This is a genomic window from Pantanalinema rosaneae CENA516, from assembly GCF_050753385.1.
Lineage (GTDB): Bacteria > Cyanobacteriota > Cyanobacteriia > Leptolyngbyales > Leptolyngbyaceae > Pantanalinema > Pantanalinema rosaneae.
On record NZ_JBLZFZ010000039.1, the window covers coordinates 22,690 to 37,289 of the forward strand.

12 protein-coding genes are annotated in these 14,600 nt (G+C 49.6%); 4 read left to right on the plus strand and 8 right to left on the minus strand.

The window, feature by feature from the left end; translation table 11 throughout:
- Window positions 1–185 precede the first annotated feature (185 nt).
- From ACN4EK_RS20755 to ACN4EK_RS20765, 3 genes are all read right to left on the minus strand, one after another.
- Window positions 186–389, minus strand: a complete 204-nt coding sequence (locus tag ACN4EK_RS20755; protein ID WP_431660104.1) for a hypothetical protein — start codon at window positions 387–389, stop codon at window positions 186–188.
- A 263-nt stretch (window positions 390–652) separates the two neighbouring features.
- On the minus strand, window positions 653–2,296 hold the full coding sequence (locus tag ACN4EK_RS20760; protein ID WP_431660105.1) for a B12-binding domain-containing radical SAM protein: 1,644 nt from the start codon (window positions 2,294–2,296) through the stop codon (window positions 653–655).
- Between the two features lie 60 nt (window positions 2,297–2,356).
- Window positions 2,357–2,980: a restriction endonuclease subunit R gene (locus ACN4EK_RS20765; protein WP_431660106.1), complete on the minus strand. Its 624-nt coding sequence runs from the start codon at window positions 2,978–2,980 to the stop codon at window positions 2,357–2,359.
- Between the two features lie 99 nt (window positions 2,981–3,079).
- Between ACN4EK_RS20765 and ACN4EK_RS20770 the strand changes: the two genes are divergently transcribed.
- Entirely contained in the window at window positions 3,080–3,340 is a 261-nt protein-coding gene (locus ACN4EK_RS20770; RefSeq protein WP_431660107.1) for a type II toxin-antitoxin system Phd/YefM family antitoxin, read from the plus strand.
- A 5-nt stretch (window positions 3,341–3,345) separates the two neighbouring features.
- Window positions 3,346–3,759, plus strand: coding sequence for a type II toxin-antitoxin system VapC family toxin (locus ACN4EK_RS20775; protein WP_431660109.1), 414 nt, complete (start codon window positions 3,346–3,348; stop codon window positions 3,757–3,759).
- On the opposite strand, the gene gcvP is transcribed toward ACN4EK_RS20775, so the two are convergent.
- The 4 genes from gcvP to ACN4EK_RS20795 form a co-directional block, all read right to left on the minus strand.
- Window positions 3,760–6,651, minus strand: coding sequence for an aminomethyl-transferring glycine dehydrogenase (gene gcvP / locus ACN4EK_RS20780; RefSeq protein ID WP_431660110.1), 2,892 nt, complete (start codon window positions 6,649–6,651; stop codon window positions 3,760–3,762).
- Between the two features lie 312 nt (window positions 6,652–6,963).
- A complete protein-coding gene (gcvH, locus tag ACN4EK_RS20785; protein ID WP_431660111.1) occupies window positions 6,964–7,353 on the minus strand; it encodes a glycine cleavage system protein GcvH in 390 nt (129 codons plus the stop codon).
- 183 nt (window positions 7,354–7,536) lie between these two features.
- Complete coding sequence (locus ACN4EK_RS20790; protein ID WP_431660112.1) at window positions 7,537–8,016, minus strand: cupin domain-containing protein; 480 nt, start codon at window positions 8,014–8,016, stop codon at window positions 7,537–7,539.
- A 133-nt stretch (window positions 8,017–8,149) separates the two neighbouring features.
- Window positions 8,150–9,034: a tetratricopeptide repeat protein gene (locus ACN4EK_RS20795; protein WP_431660113.1), complete on the minus strand. Its 885-nt coding sequence runs from the start codon at window positions 9,032–9,034 to the stop codon at window positions 8,150–8,152.
- Between the two features lie 131 nt (window positions 9,035–9,165).
- Between ACN4EK_RS20795 and bchH the strand changes: the two genes are divergently transcribed.
- Window positions 9,166–13,017, plus strand: coding sequence for a magnesium chelatase subunit H (gene bchH / locus ACN4EK_RS20800; protein WP_431660114.1), 3,852 nt, complete (start codon window positions 9,166–9,168; stop codon window positions 13,015–13,017).
- 3 nt (window positions 13,018–13,020) lie between these two features.
- Here bchH and ACN4EK_RS20805 read toward each other — a convergent pair whose 3' ends face one another.
- On the minus strand, window positions 13,021–13,215 hold the full coding sequence (locus ACN4EK_RS20805; protein ID WP_431660115.1) for a hypothetical protein: 195 nt from the start codon (window positions 13,213–13,215) through the stop codon (window positions 13,021–13,023).
- A gap of 349 nt (window positions 13,216–13,564) precedes the next feature.
- Between ACN4EK_RS20805 and ACN4EK_RS20810 the strand changes: the two genes are divergently transcribed.
- On the plus strand, window positions 13,565–14,245 hold the full coding sequence (locus ACN4EK_RS20810; protein ID WP_431660116.1) for a GAP family protein: 681 nt from the start codon (window positions 13,565–13,567) through the stop codon (window positions 14,243–14,245).
- The last annotated feature ends 355 nt before the right edge of the window (window positions 14,246–14,600 follow it).

Genomic DNA, 14,600 nt, shown 5'->3' on the forward strand with positions numbered 1-14,600 from the left:
ACACTTCTAGCAACTGGAGCAACATATCCGCGATCGCTCTAAATGGGATAAGGCTAAAAAATTTGGAATTACATAAAAAATATAGGGGCAGATAGTGCTAAAGATCTGAGCTAGCCAGTGGGTTCTGGCTACATTAGCAATGTCTGCCTCTACAGGAGAAATATTAATCTAGATCGCCGACTCAGTTAGTAAGCCAGGGTTTCTAGTGTTTCGCGCAAATAGCGATGCACCAACGTGTCTAACTCTTGGTTAGGTAAGCGATCGTCTACACTATGTTCCAATTGCCAACGACGGAAGCCAGAACTGGCGGCGATTGCTTGCTTCAGGTTGTGCCAAATCTGGGAATCTTCCGGCAATCGATCCAGCGTTTCCTGAGGGAGGTTTCTCATGGAAAAAGTATCTCCGAATGAAGGGTTAGAACTAGTCATAGGGAATTAGGGTGAGGAGGAATTTGCAAAGTGAACGTCGATTGCTTCCTTTCTCAGGATAACGTACCCCTCTGATTGGAGTGTGTCTACAGTAACACTCTCGGATTCGAGTTGCCGTACTTTAAGCACCTGAATGGAGGATAGGCGTAAGGGTTTGGGGATTCGGACGTGACAGAATCTACTGATTTAAAAAATCATGGCGGATTGTGATATTTAGTCTGTTTTCATGAGGAAGTACGAATAATCGTGGTAGCTGGAGTAAATTGCTCGGTTGCCGAGGTCAGATGTTTGAGCAAAGTAGCTGGTGGTAGAGCCGCCTGTAAATGGCTCCAGGGCAGCAGTTGACCCGGTTGCCAGTCACGATGCACGTAAAAGTCCAAATCGGGTAACTGACCACGTAGCTCTTTAAATGCCCGTCGATAGCTACCCAGGGAATCGCCATAATGTCGTGTTAGTTTGAGGAGTTGAGATAGGCGGCGATCGCCCCGTGACAATAACGCCTGAATCACTGACCAGTTGTAGCTTTCAGGTCGAAAATCTATGCCGTGGGGACGTAGGTGTTTTTGCAGGAATTGCAAGCGTTTTTCCGCTTGTCGATTCACGCCAAACCATTGAAACGGGGTATGGGCTTTTGGCACAAAGGTGCTACATCCCAAAGTTAACCGTAGACCAGGAGCCGCTTTTTTAAGCTGCCGCATCATGGCAACGGTCTGTTCTAAATCCTCCGTCTGTTCATCGGGCAGACCCACCATACCGTACAATTTCAAACTACTTAAACCACCTGCTTTGGCATTTATCGCCGCTTGAACAATCTCCTGATTCAACAGTTTTTTGTTAATGATTTGTCGTAAGCGATCGCTACCCGTTTCGACGGCGATCGTGACGGATTTGGTGTCATGTTTCACCAGGGTTTCTGCCAGTTTGGGAGTAACAGTATTAGTCCGAACGGAGGCAATACTGACTCGAACGTGGTCATATTCGGGACGATTTAAATAATCCAGTAAGCTTTCAAATTCAGGATGTTGGGTGACTGATGCACCCAGTAATCCCAGGCGATCGGTGACTTGTAAACCCCGAGCGATCGCGGGGATCAAAGATTCTTCGATACTGGCTGTCCGAAACGGCAGGGTTAAATAACTAGCGAGGCAAAAGCGACACATTTCTGGGCAACTGCGGACTACCTCGACCATATAAATATTTTCCCAGGCGGCTTTTTCGGTGACCACCGTTGAGGCAGATAGCACATTCCCCCGGTAAGTTTGCTTATCAATTTGAGCCGGAATATCTGCATCGATCGGTTGTATATCCGCTACTCCAGCCTCCGCACTGTGATAAGTGACTTCGTACAAACTGGGAACATAAATCCCCGGAATTTTGGCTAAATGTCGCAGTTGAGTAGCGCGATCGGCATGACGAATGGCTTTGTAACCCTCAATCAATGCCGCTAATAAAATTTCGCCATCCCCTAACAAAATCACATCAAAAAAGTCAGCAAAGGGTTCGGGATTTGCCGTCAATACAGGCCCACCACCAAACACTAAGGGATGTTCAGAGATGCGATCGCGGGTTTCGATCGGAATCGCTAACGCCTCCAGCATGTTCAGAATATTGACGTAATCTAGTTCCCAGGAGAGGGAAAACCCCAGCAATTCTGGATTCGCGGGTAATGATTCCTGCACATCAGTAAATAAGCGGCTGACTTGCACATCCGATCGCGTGGCTAAGGTTGCCCAAACCACTTGATACCCCAGGCTGGTAATCCCCACACTATATTCATTTGGGAAGGCAAAGATGACCGGGATGGCATCTGATTCGGGAGTGGTCGGCGTGAATAATAAGCGTTCTGCCGCAAACGGAGACTCTGGCATTGAAGCGTTGTGGGAATAATGAACTGGAATTGTTAGGAATAATCGTCAAATCGAATCGTCTTAACGAGCGATCGTTTGGCGTAACTGCTGCAAAATACTGGCAACGTTGTATAGATCGTTATGTCGTCGCTGCAAGGTAAACAGGTCTGCAAACCCATATTGATTCGTCGATTTAACGAGCTTGGCAAATAAAAATTCTGTTCCATTCGTGATCAGTCCAAAAGCAGGACGATCGGGATGGGGGGTTGCCGCCAGGTAAGCGATCGTCTGTGCTATGCCTGCATTGACTGAAAAGCCAGCTTCTTTTGATTCCACCACCATTACCCAGAATTGATCCTGCAACACCAGGACATCAATCCGTCCTCGCACAATGGCATCGTCAGCTTCAAGTGCAATTTGAATCGGTGCTTCAGTTCTCAGATGAAAGGGGGGGCGATAAAACCCTGACATGGCTAACAGAGGTGAGACAATCACTAATTTGACTGCCTCTTCACTCATGGGATATTTCTTCAAATACAGAAAGTTCGCTTTGATTTCATCCAGCGATCGCTGTTCTGGTTCGGTTAGTTCAGGTAAGTTTTGCCAAAACTCTGGAAAGAATGACGGCTCATTCGCCTCTTGTAACCCAAATCTAGCCTCAACCTCATGAAGCGATAATTCGCTGGCTTGAATCGTTTGTACCATGCTCCATTCCCCGCTCTCCCTTCCAGTGTAACGTTCCTAAGCTAGACAAGTTGCTAGACTAAAACCAATGAAATTAGACAGTCTAGCTAGAAAACCTCTATGGCTCGAATTTGGCAACTTCAGGAAGCAAAGGATCAGTTTAGCGAAGTTGTGGATGAAGCAATTCATCATGGACCGCAAGTGATCACTCAGCATGGGGTAGAAGTCGCGATCATCCTGTCTTCTGCTGAATATCACCAAATGATGCGTTCCCAACAAAAGCTATCCGAGTTTTTTCACACCTCACCGTTAGCTGAAGTTAGCGAAGAACTAGACTTAAACCGTGATCCCAGTCCAGCCCGACCTGATCTCGCTCTATGAGATTCTTGCTCGATACGTGTGTCATCTCGGAATTGATTACCAAACAGCCCAATCAGCAGGTTATTGCTTGGTTAGATGCATTACCTCCTCCTAATGTTTACTTGAGCGTGATTACAATCGGCGAAATCAGCAAAGGAATTACAAGACTTCCAGATTCTCGCCGCAAAAGGCAATTGGATGAATGGCTGCATCAGGAATTACTGGTTCGCTTTGCCGATCGAATTGCTGAAATTGATCTGGAAACAATGCTGATTTGGGGAGAACTGGCAGGCAGGCTAGAACGAAATGGTCATCCGATGCCTGCCATTGATTCGCTGATTGCCGCGATTGCGCTGCGGGGAGATTTTCACTTAGCAACTCGGAATACGAATGATTTTCGAGAGACCGGAGTAAACATCGTGAATCCCTGGCAGGCGTGATTATTGGTACGCTTCCATGGGTAGGCAGGTACAAACAAGATTACGATCGCCGTAGGCTTGATCAATCCGACTGACAGATGCCCAGAATTTATTGTCCCGTGTCCAGGTGGTCGGGTAAGCCGCACGTTGCCGGGAATAGGGACGATTCCACTCGTCTGCCATTAAAGCGCTGGCCGTGTGAGGGGCATTTTTCAGCAGGTTATTCTGGCGATCGACCTTGCCCACTTCAATTTCTCGAATCTCTTCCCGAATGGCGATGAGCGCATCACAGAAGCGATCGAGTTCGGCTGGCGATTCGCTTTCCGTTGGTTCTACCATGATCGTTCCCGCAACCGGCCAGGACACGGTAGGCGGATGGAAACCGTAATCAATCAACCGTTTCGCTATATCATCGACTTCAATTTCGGCGGTTTTCTTAAATTGCCGCAGATCGATAATACATTCGTGCGCTACTAACCCCTGTTGACCTTTGTAGAGGACAGGATAATGACCTTCCAGGCGTTTGGCGATGTAATTCGCGTTGAGGATGGCGACCTGAGTCGCTTTCGTTAAGCCCTCGGCTCCCATTAGCGCGATGTAAACCCAAGAGATCGGCAGAATACTCGGACTACCCCAGGGTGCAGCGGATACCGCTCCGATTCCTTGTTCTCCGCCCACGGCAATCACGGGATGTTGGGGGAGAAAAGGCACGAGATGCTTGGCTACTCCGATCGGTCCCATGCCAGGGCCACCACCACCGTGGGGAATACAGAAAGTTTTGTGCAGATTTAAGTGACAGACATCCGCCCCAAAGTCTGCTGGACGACACAAGCCCACCTGGGCATTCATGTTGGCACCATCCATGTAAACCTGTCCGCCGTTGGCATGGATAATTTCGCAGATTTCGATCATGCCTTCTTCAAACACGCCATGCGTGGAAGGGTAGGTGACCATCAAGGCCGACAGGCGATCGCGATGGTGTTCGGCTTTAGCTCGCAGGTCAGCGATATCAATGTTGCCGTCTTTATCACAGGCCACCGCCACGACTTGCATTCCAGCCATCACTGCACTTGCCGGATTCGTGCCATGAGCAGATTGAGGAATTAAACAAACCTGCCGATGCGTATCCCCGCGAGATTCGTGATACTGCCGGATCACCAACAGTCCAGCATATTCGCCCTGGGAACCCGCATTCGGTTGGAGGGAAATGCCAGCGAATCCGGTGATCTCCGCTAACCATTGTTCTAACTGTTCAAACAGAGTTTGATAGCCGCGAGTTTGTTCTAGCGGCACAAAGGGATGAATTTGCCCAAATTCTGCCCAGGTAACAGGCAACATTTCGGTTGTGGCATTCAGCTTCATGGTGCAGGAACCCAACGGAATCATGGCTGTGGTCAGCGATAGATCCTTCGCCTGCAATTGATAGATGTAACGCAACAATTCGGTTTCCGAGTGATGCGTATTAAAAACGGGATGGGTGAGATAGGAAGAAGTCCGCACCAACTCCGAGGGTAGGGACGATACGGGGCAATGCAGCAAATCCTCGGGCGTGAAGTGCGCTCCCTGTTCTCCGGCGAAGATTTGGAATAAGGCAATCAAATCATCGGAACACACCGTTTCATCCAGCGATACCCCGATCGCGCGATCGCTAATTCGCCGCAAATTGATCTGATGGGAATGGGCGCGGGCAAGAATCTGATCGACTTGCCCCTCAGGGACTTCTACCCGCAATGTATCAAAGTAAGGTTCTGTGCCCAGGGTGTAGCCTAACCGTTGCAAACCCGCCGCCAGAATTCCGGTCAAACAGTGGACGCGATCGGCGATTTGCCGAAGTCCCTGTGCCCCGTGGTAGACGGCATACATACTGGCAATAATGGCTAATAACACCTGCGCCGTACAAATATTGCTGGTGGCTTTATCTCGGCGAATATGTTGTTCCCGCGTTTGCAATGCCAACCGTAACGCCGGACGACCTTCGGCATCCTTGGAGACTCCAACGAGCCGACCTGGCAGTTGTCGCTTAAACGTTTCTTTAGTGGCAAAGTATGCGGCATGAGGGCCACCATACCCCAGAGGCACACCAAACCGTTGGGTATTGCCGATCGCAATATCTGCGCCGAATTCTCCCGGTGGCTTTAATTTGGTCAGACTCAAGAGATCCGCCGCAACCGTGACTAATGCTCCCGCCGCATGAGCGCGATCGCAGAACTCTCGATAGTCGTAAATCGCGCCATCGGTTGCCGGATATTGCAGTAATACGCCGAACACCGCTTGATCAAATTGGCACTGACGATGATCGCCGATGATCACCTCAATGCCTAACGCTTTAGCGCGGGTCTGCACCACCGCGATCGTCTGGGGATGGCACGCGTCCGACACCCAAAAGGCTTTGGCTCCCGCCTTATGCAGCCCATAGCTCATAAACATGGCTTCAGCCGCCGCCGTCGCTTCATCTAATAGGGACGCATTGGCGATCTCCAGTCCCGTCAAATCGGTGATCATGGTCTGGAAGTTCAGTAGCGCTTCCAACCGACCTTGGGAGATTTCCGGTTGATAGGGCGTGTATTGCGTGTACCAGCCGGGATTCTCCAAAATGTTGCGCTGAATCACCGGCGGGGTAATGCAGTTGGCATATCCCATGCCAATAAAGGAACGAAAAACCTGATTTTCGGCAGCAATCTCTTTGAGTTCCTGCAATAGTTCATACTCGCTCTTGGCAGGATTTAAGTGCAGCGGTCGTTGTAGCCGAATCGCTGCCGGAATCGTGGCATCAATTAATGCCTCCAAGCTGTCGAACCCCACTACCTTTAACATTTCGGCAATATCGGCATCATTCGGACCAATATGTCGATCGGTAAAGCAGTCGGTATAGGCTAGAGGCGATGCCGCGATCGCGGCAGCAGTAGAATTCATTGGCGTTCCACGTTTAATTGGAGCAGCAGAATAACTTGTAACGGTTGGATGGTCAGCATTAGCAGTGATATCGGACTGTTCCATGGAACGCTCTAGCATAGAAGACTCAAGGGATTAGGTGCTTTGGTGCCGCCGCAGACGACGCTCTTTATATTTTGCAACAAATCCACCCGAAGCATCCGACTTTACTGATCAGCTCTAACAAATAACCACCGATCGAGTAGGCTATCCTTACTGCCAAACCTCGACTGGTGGTGTATTTAAGGTGATTGAGTTAAGCGATTGCAGTGAGATGAGCGATTCAAATAATGCTTATTCGCCTTCGACCTGCGATCGATATTCATTTGCCGATAAAGCATCATCCAGGTCATCCAGATCATTTACTCGGACTTTAATTAACCAGGCTGCCCCATAGGGATCATCGGCTAGTTGTTCGGGTGCATCAAGGAGCGGTGCATTACTTTCAATCACTGTGCCAGACACGGGAGAGTTCAAATCTTCCACGGCTTTCACCGATTCCACTGTGCCAAACTTCTCCCCCTTTTCGACGGCATCCCCCACGTCCGGTAATTCCAGGAACACAATGTCTCCCAACTGATCGACGGCAAAGGCTGAGATGCCGATCGTGGCAATGTCTCCCTCCAGCCGAGCGTACTCATGGGAGTCCAAATATTTCAAATCGTCAGGATATTCCAGAGCCATTCGCTGTTTCTGTCAACGCCTACAGGTTCTAGGGTACAGGGTAACGGCAACAACGGGTAGAGGCTGGGGATAGAGAGGGGAGGGGGAAGATAGGGGAAGTGAGGGAGATGAGGCAGGGGAGAGAGATGGGGTGGTGGAATTTTGCTGGCTGGCAGAGGTCATGCCCTGATCTGTGGGTTGGCTTTAATAGGGGGTGCCATCTTTGTGAACAAATTGCCACTTGCCCTCCACCAATAGAGCTTGGAGATCGTCATCAGGGTAGTGTCCGGCATCGCCTGGTGTGCGATCGCCCACTTCTAGATACACGACATCCTCAGTTGTTTTGTTGATCAGATGATGAGCATTGCCCGTACCTGCTGGGAAGCCTGCACACATACCAGGAGCAAGTAGTGTTTCCCCAGCATCAGTGCATAGCGTGGGATGTCCTTGCAAGATGTAAATAAACTCATCTTGTTTGGTATGAGCATGGCGGAGGGCGGAAACGGCATTAGGGGACAAGCGGGTCAAATTCACCCCGAAGTTGGTCAGACCAAATAAATCACCGAGCGGACGCTTTTCTCTACCGACCATCCGAGTGGCGAAGGGTTCAGGGTAGTTAGAAGGCTTAATTCGGGCTGGGGCGGTAGTGGCATGAATGGCGATCGGTCTTGGCTCGTGTGACATATAAGATTTGTGAGACAGAGTGGGGGAATCGGTTATCTCAGTTTCAGTTAAGTGCAATCAGTTGGCTCATCTGGAGGCATCCAGACAGTCGGTATTGGCAAAGGTGATTGCTGAGTTAGAAGCCGATCGATCCCTATCCACCAAAATCGCGAGAGCCTCGATACCCTGATAGATCGGCTAAAGCGGTTAACGGATAGCTGCCGACATAATATTGCCCATTAATTTCCCAGGTCGGATAAGCTGAAATGTTGGCTCGATTACAGAGATCGGGGCGGGCATTGGTGCCCCGAGGGTCACATTCAATATAAGTAATGTATTGGGCTGCCTGACCGAATTTGTCCTTCTGATGATTGCAACTGGAACACCAATAGGTGCCATATATCTTTGCGCCCACTTTGCGTAGGTGCATTGCCAATGCCATTTCAGCCGTCACTGTTGGTGTAGCTGCTATTGCAACAGTGGGTTTAGGTGGATTTAAAGTGTTTAATTGTTCCTGCACAACCGCCGCCTGGGCTTGATTACCCTGCTGTTTAAACAGTTGATTCGCAGTGGTCAAATCAGCGATCGCATTTTTCTTATTGCCTAACGCCACATATTCATCGGCGCGATTTTGATACGCGGCGGCAAATTTAGGATTGAGCAGAATGGCTCGATCGTAGTCTTTAATTGCTGCTCGGCGATTCCCCAAACTGGCGTAGGTCAACCCCCTGCCTAAGTAGGCTTCTGGCATCTTGGCATCGTTTTGAATCGCTTGGTTAAACTGCTTCAATGCTGCTTGATAATTCCCACTACTTAACTGCTGCACTCCTTGATTGTTGAAGGCAACGGCTTGAGAATTTTGAGCTTTAGTCGGTTGTGATGTTGTCTGAATAGGTTGAGGTGTAGGTTGACTACTGGCTACCGGCGAGGTGCTAGGGGATGGGGTCGGTGGTGGGCTGGCGATCTGAATAGAGCATCCAGTTAGCAGCGTCAGGAGAGCGATCGCAGTAGTCCGTCGGTGCAAAGTTAGCCAGGGCATAGGATGAAGAAAATGGGGCAGGTGAGCAAGAAGATCGATTTACTTCGGTTGATTTATTATTCCCAGTTCTAACCTGACAACTCCTTTAGAATCGGAAGTGTGAATAACTGTTTCGGGTTGAGCGTTTTCCTATGCCGCGAATTGTCCTAATTGCTGGATTTGAATCGTTTAATGCCGATCTGTATCGACAAGCGGCAACATTGGCACAATCTCGTTGTCCGGCGCTCGATATCCAGATCTTTAGCGATCGGGATTTAGCTGCAAAACCGGATCAAGTGGAGGCGGCACTGCAAGGGGCACAGGTATTTTTTGCCAGTCTGTTGTTTGACTATGATCAGGTGCTATGGCTGCGGGAACGGGTGCAGCAGATTCCGATTCGCTTAGTGTTTGAGTCGGCGTTGGAATTAATGAGTTTGACGCAGTTGGGTAAATTCGCGATCGGGGATAAGCCGAAGGGGATGCCGAAACCCGTACAGTTTATTCTCAGCAAGTTTAGTAATGGGCGGGAAGAAGATAAGTTAGCGGGGTATATCAGCTTCCTGAAAACGGGCCCGAAGTTACTGAAATTTATTCCGATCGGCAAAGTTCAAGATCTCCGCAACTGGCTGATTATCTACGGCTATTGGAATGCGGGGGGAACAGAAAATGTGGCGGCGCTGTTCTGGACGCTGGCAGAAAAGTATTTGAATTTGACGGTAGGAGAAATTCCGCCTCCGCTAGAAACGCCGAATATTGGCTTGTTGCACCCGGATTATGTGGGTTACTTTGAGTCGCCACGGGAGTATTTGAGGTGGTATTTGGGACGGAAGGTTGGGGGTGCGGGAGATAAGGGAGATAAGGGAGATAAGGGAGATAAGGGGGATGGGGGAGATGGGGGAGAACAACTGCCGAGGGTGGGGATTCTGTTGTATCGCAAGCATGTGATTACGAAGCAGCCCTATATTCCGCAGTTGATTCGATCGTTTGAGCAGGCGGGAATTGTGCCGGTGCCGATCTTTATCAATGGGGTAGAGGGGCATGTGGCGGTACGAGATTTGCTGACGACGGAGTATGAGCAAACTCAACGGCTGCGGGGGATTAAGGAAACACCATCGTTGTCTGAGCAAGCGGTCATTGTCGATGCGATCGTTTCGACGATCGGGTTTCCGTTGGTCGGTGGTCCGGCGGGTTCGATGGAAGCGGGGCGGCAAGTGGAGGTGGCGAAACGGATTCTGACGGCGAAGAATATTCCCTACATCGTGGCAGCCCCGTTGTTGATTCAAGATATTCATTCCTGGACACGGCAGGGGGTGGGCGGTTTGCAGAGTGTGGTGTTGTATGCCTTGCCGGAGTTGGATGGGGCGATCGATACAATTCCGTTGGGTGGCTTGGTGGGCGAAGACATTTATCTAGTTCCCGATCGCGTCAAACGCCTGACCGATCGCCTGAAACACTGGATTGCCTTACGCCGAACTCCCGCCACCGATCGCCGGATTGCCATTATTCTGTATGGGTTTCCACCGGGATATGGAGCGGTAGGAACAGCCGCATTGTTGAATGTGCCGCAGTCTCTCTTGAAATTGCTGCAAGCTCTGAAAGAGCAGGGCTACACGATCGCCGACTTGCCGGAGGAGGGTGAAGAGTTGCTCGATCGGGTAAAAGCGGCGGATGAAATTAGTAGTTTGCAAGTGGTGGGAACGACCCATGTGGCAACTCCCAGTTTTGTGGCGGGGACAACGGTGAACGTGCGTCAGCTAGAACGTTGGCTGGGCTATTTGCAAACCTCCCGAATTGAAAAATGTTGGAAGTCTCTCACCGAAACGGGGATTAAAACCCTGGACGATCAGTTTTTGTTAGGCGGAGTGCAACTAGGCAACGTCTGGATTGGGGTGCAGCCGCCTTTGGGGGTAGCCGGTGATCCGATGCGATTGATGTTTGAGCGAGATTTAACCCCCCATCCTCAATACGCCGCCTTCTACAAATGGTTACAGGAGGAGTTTCGGGCCCAGGCGATCGTCCACTTTGGTATGCATGGCACCGTGGAATGGTTACCAGGTTCACCCTTGGGCAATACCGGCTATTCCTGGTCAGATATTTTGTTGGGTAATCTGCCGAATCTCTATGTCTATGCCGCCAATAATCCCTCGGAGTCGATTCTGGCAAAGCGGCGCGGCTATGGCGTGTTGATTTCCCACAATGTGCCGCCCTATGGTCGAGCCGGATTGTATAAGGAATTGGTAGCGTTGCGAGATTTGATTGCCGAGTATCGCGAAGACCCGCAGAAGAATGCCGTACTGAAGGATGCGATTTGCAAAAAGATTGTCGATGCCGGAATTAATGCCGATTGTCCGTTTGAGGAGGCCCGCCATTTAGGGATTGAATTTACGCCAGAGAATGCTCGCTTGTTTAGTCAGGATGTGTTCGATCGCTATCTGGTCAAGCTCTACGACTATTTGCAAGTGCTAGAGAATCGCCTGTTCTCATCAGGGTTGCATGTGTTGGGGGCTGTGCCGTCACCGGAACAACTGACGCAATATTTAGAGGCTTATTTTGGCGATCGCTTACCCTTAGCCGTAATTGACCCGATCGCCAATGGAGCAGATTTACCTGCGGCGATCGCAGTGGCAACCACCTACTACAAACGGGAAACCGGGAAATCGATTGACCTTGAATCGATGCAGCCGACGATCGAGGAAGCGATCGCCATTCGGTCATTATTGACTCAAACTACGGATGAGTTAACCAACTTATTGCGGGGATTGAATGGCGAATATATTCCGCCCGCTCCCGGTGGCGACTTGTTACGGGATGGCATGGGTGTACTGCCGACCGGACGCAACATTCATGCCCTCGATCCCTATCGGATGCCTTCTCCCGCCGCATACGAACGCGGTCGCGAGATTGCCCGCAAGCTGATTGAGCAACATTTGCAGGAACACCAGAGTTACCCCGAAACGATCGCCGTGATGTTGTGGGGGTTAGATGCCATCAAAACAAAAGGGGAATCGTTAGGAATTCTGCTGGAATTAGTCGGGGCGGAACCCGTCAAAGAAGGCACAGGGCGCATTGTCCGCTATGAATTGAAACCCTTAGCGGCAGTGGGACATCCCCGGATTGATGTGTTGGCAAATCTATCCGGTATCTTCCGCGATAGTTTCGTCAACATTATTGAATTGCTCGATGATTTATTCCGGCGTGCCGCTGAAGCCGACGAACCAGAGTCAGCCAACTTCATTCGCAAACACGCCCTGAGCTTAAAATCCCAAGGCATTGATAACACGTCAGCCCGACTATTCTCCAATCCGGCGGGTGATTTCGGCTCGTTGGTCAACGATCAAGTCGTTGCCTCTAATTGGGAATCGGGTAACGAATTGGGGCAAACCTGGCAAAGCCGCAATGCCTTCAGTTATGGTCGGCAGGACAAAGGACAAGCCCGCCCGGAAGTGCTGAACACGCTGCTGAATAGCTGCGATCGCATTGTGCAGGAAATCGATTCGATCGAATATGGCTTGACCGACATCCAGGAATACTATGCGAATACAGGGGGCTTAAAGAAAGCCGCAGAACAGCAACGCGGTCGCAAAGTGACGGCTAACTTTGTCGAAAGCTTTTCGCAGGACACCACTCCCCGCAAACTGGAAGACCTGTTGCGGATGGAATATCGCACGAAGCTGCTCAACCCTAAATGGGCGGAAGCGATGGCAGAGCAGGGATCTGGCGGTGCCTATGAAATCTCCCAACGCATGACAGCGCTCCTTGGTTGGGGTGGCACGGCAGACTTCCAAGATGCCTGGGTGTATGACCAAGCGGCTAGCACTTATGCCCTCGACGCAGAGATGGCAGAAAAACTTCGTCAATCGAACCCAGAAGCGTTTCGCAATATCATTGGCAGAATGCTAGAGGCGCATGGTCGTGGCTTTTGGAACCCAGATCAGGATACGTTGAGCCAGCTTCGTGAACTATATGATTTAACGGATGAAGACTTGGAAGGGGTCACGGTTTAAGGCTTATCGCAGTAGCCTGGTGACTCTAACGTCATATTCTGTGCCTTTCGGGTGTTCGGCTCTCGCTTTGGCGCGGGCCATGCCATCAACTCTGGCTCTAGACTCGGCATCAATCTCGTACCGGGTAGTTTCGTTATGAGAGGCGCTGGCATCGAAGTATTCCCGGATGTCTACCAGCACTTCGTATGTGTGAACCATTGTAGGGGTCTCCTCGTTCAACTTACAAACGACAGGAATTGGCTTTAGTATAAAAACCTTAAGCACCCCTAGTCTGCCCTGGCTTACAATTCTTCAGTTGTTGTTAGAAATTGTCACGCAATTGCAATTTGTTGTATTGCTCGCTGCTGCTTAAGGAAACCGTTGCATGCCTTAATCCTTGTGAAAGCAGTCAATTAAGCTAAGCAGAAGTCAAATTATTTTACAATCAGAATATTATGCATGAGCGCGACCATCAGCATAATCCTTGCACTCATACATAACCTGTCGTGATGGTGGGACTGCTAAGGGTTGGAGACTTGTAGGTTCTATCACTAGGTAAGAGTATTCTATGGAAACCCTGTTTGTCTCGCTCCTACCCTATATCATCGGCAGTGCTGTTGTGCCTGTGCAAATCATCATCGGTTTGTTACTACTCAAAAGCCCCAATCAGGGACTATTGAAGGCTATAGCTTATGTCATTGGAATGACGATTACACGTCTGTTCCAAGGTCTGATTTTTGGTTGGGTTTTGTCCGAATCTTCGGCATTCGGTGAGGGAAGTAACGGTAAAAATCCAATAATTTCAACATTGCTCCTAGTGCTTGGCATTCTCTTACTAATCACCGCTTATAAAAAATGGTGTGGAGAGAACGATCCAGACGATCCCGCTCCCAAAGGGTTAACCATAATTGATAGTTTAACTCCGCTCAAAGCGTTTGGAATTGGACTCGGACTACCGTTGATTGCAGCAAAGTTATGGGTTTTTACCCTTAGTGCACTAGCTACTATCGCAGCAGCGCAATTGAATCAGCAATCGAGCGCGATCGTATACTTACTCTTCATTTTGTTAGCTGAATCGTTGCTGTTGCTCCCGATTTTGACCCGTATCCTCATCCCCAAACGCTCGAAGTTTCTACTGACTCAACTTTCAGCCTGGTTGACTAATAATAGCCGTCCAATCACCATTGTTGTTTCGCTTATTTTTGGTTTGTTTTTCTTACACTCTGGTATCAGCGGATTACTTTTGTGAATTGCTTACACAGATTTTCCACGATCGCCCATCTTTTCTCAACAACGACAAATATCCGAGGCGCGATCGTGAAGGCAGATGTAAAGTTACTCATCTGATATCCAAGCTCAGGTTGTCTTGTATTTCCCGAAGGATCTGAAATTAGGTAGAAAGATTCTCTCGATGCAGCTTGAGTGGCGTATTATGCAGAAATAATCTAGCTAAACACTAAATTTGGAGTGTTATGCCGAATCGTTCTGCCTATCTACCCAAAATGGGATCTTAGGCAGAAAAATTCCGTCTATTCATTGTTAGGCTTCACTCTTTTACAGGTTGTGCTTGTCCAGTGGTCATTCCTCTGCTGTGGGAGTCAACT

Bases quoted from the DNA above. Each gene is read 5' to 3' on its own strand.
- ACN4EK_RS20755 (WP_431660104.1), bottom strand. From the start codon at position 389: ATGAGAAACCTCCCTCAGGAAACGCTGGATCGATTGCCGGAAGATTCC.
- ACN4EK_RS20760 (WP_431660105.1), bottom strand. From the start codon at position 2,296: ATGCCAGAGTCTCCGTTTGCGGCAGAACGCTTATTATTCACGCCGACC.
- ACN4EK_RS20765 (WP_431660106.1), bottom strand. From the start codon at position 2,980: ATGGTACAAACGATTCAAGCCAGCGAATTATCGCTTCATGAGGTTGAG.
- ACN4EK_RS20770 (WP_431660107.1), top strand. From the start codon at position 3,080: ATGGCTCGAATTTGGCAACTTCAGGAAGCAAAGGATCAGTTTAGCGAA.
- gcvP (WP_431660110.1), bottom strand. From the start codon at position 6,651: ATGAATTCTACTGCTGCCGCGATCGCGGCATCGCCTCTAGCCTATACC.
- gcvH (WP_431660111.1), bottom strand. From the start codon at position 7,353: ATGGCTCTGGAATATCCTGACGATTTGAAATATTTGGACTCCCATGAG.
- ACN4EK_RS20790 (WP_431660112.1), bottom strand. From the start codon at position 8,016: ATGTCACACGAGCCAAGACCGATCGCCATTCATGCCACTACCGCCCCA.
- ACN4EK_RS20795 (WP_431660113.1), bottom strand. From the start codon at position 9,034: ATGCCCTGGCTAACTTTGCACCGACGGACTACTGCGATCGCTCTCCTG.
- bchH (WP_431660114.1), top strand. From the start codon at position 9,166: ATGCCGCGAATTGTCCTAATTGCTGGATTTGAATCGTTTAATGCCGAT.
- ACN4EK_RS20805 (WP_431660115.1), bottom strand. From the start codon at position 13,215: ATGGTTCACACATACGAAGTGCTGGTAGACATCCGGGAATACTTCGAT.
- ACN4EK_RS20810 (WP_431660116.1), top strand. From the start codon at position 13,565: ATGGAAACCCTGTTTGTCTCGCTCCTACCCTATATCATCGGCAGTGCT.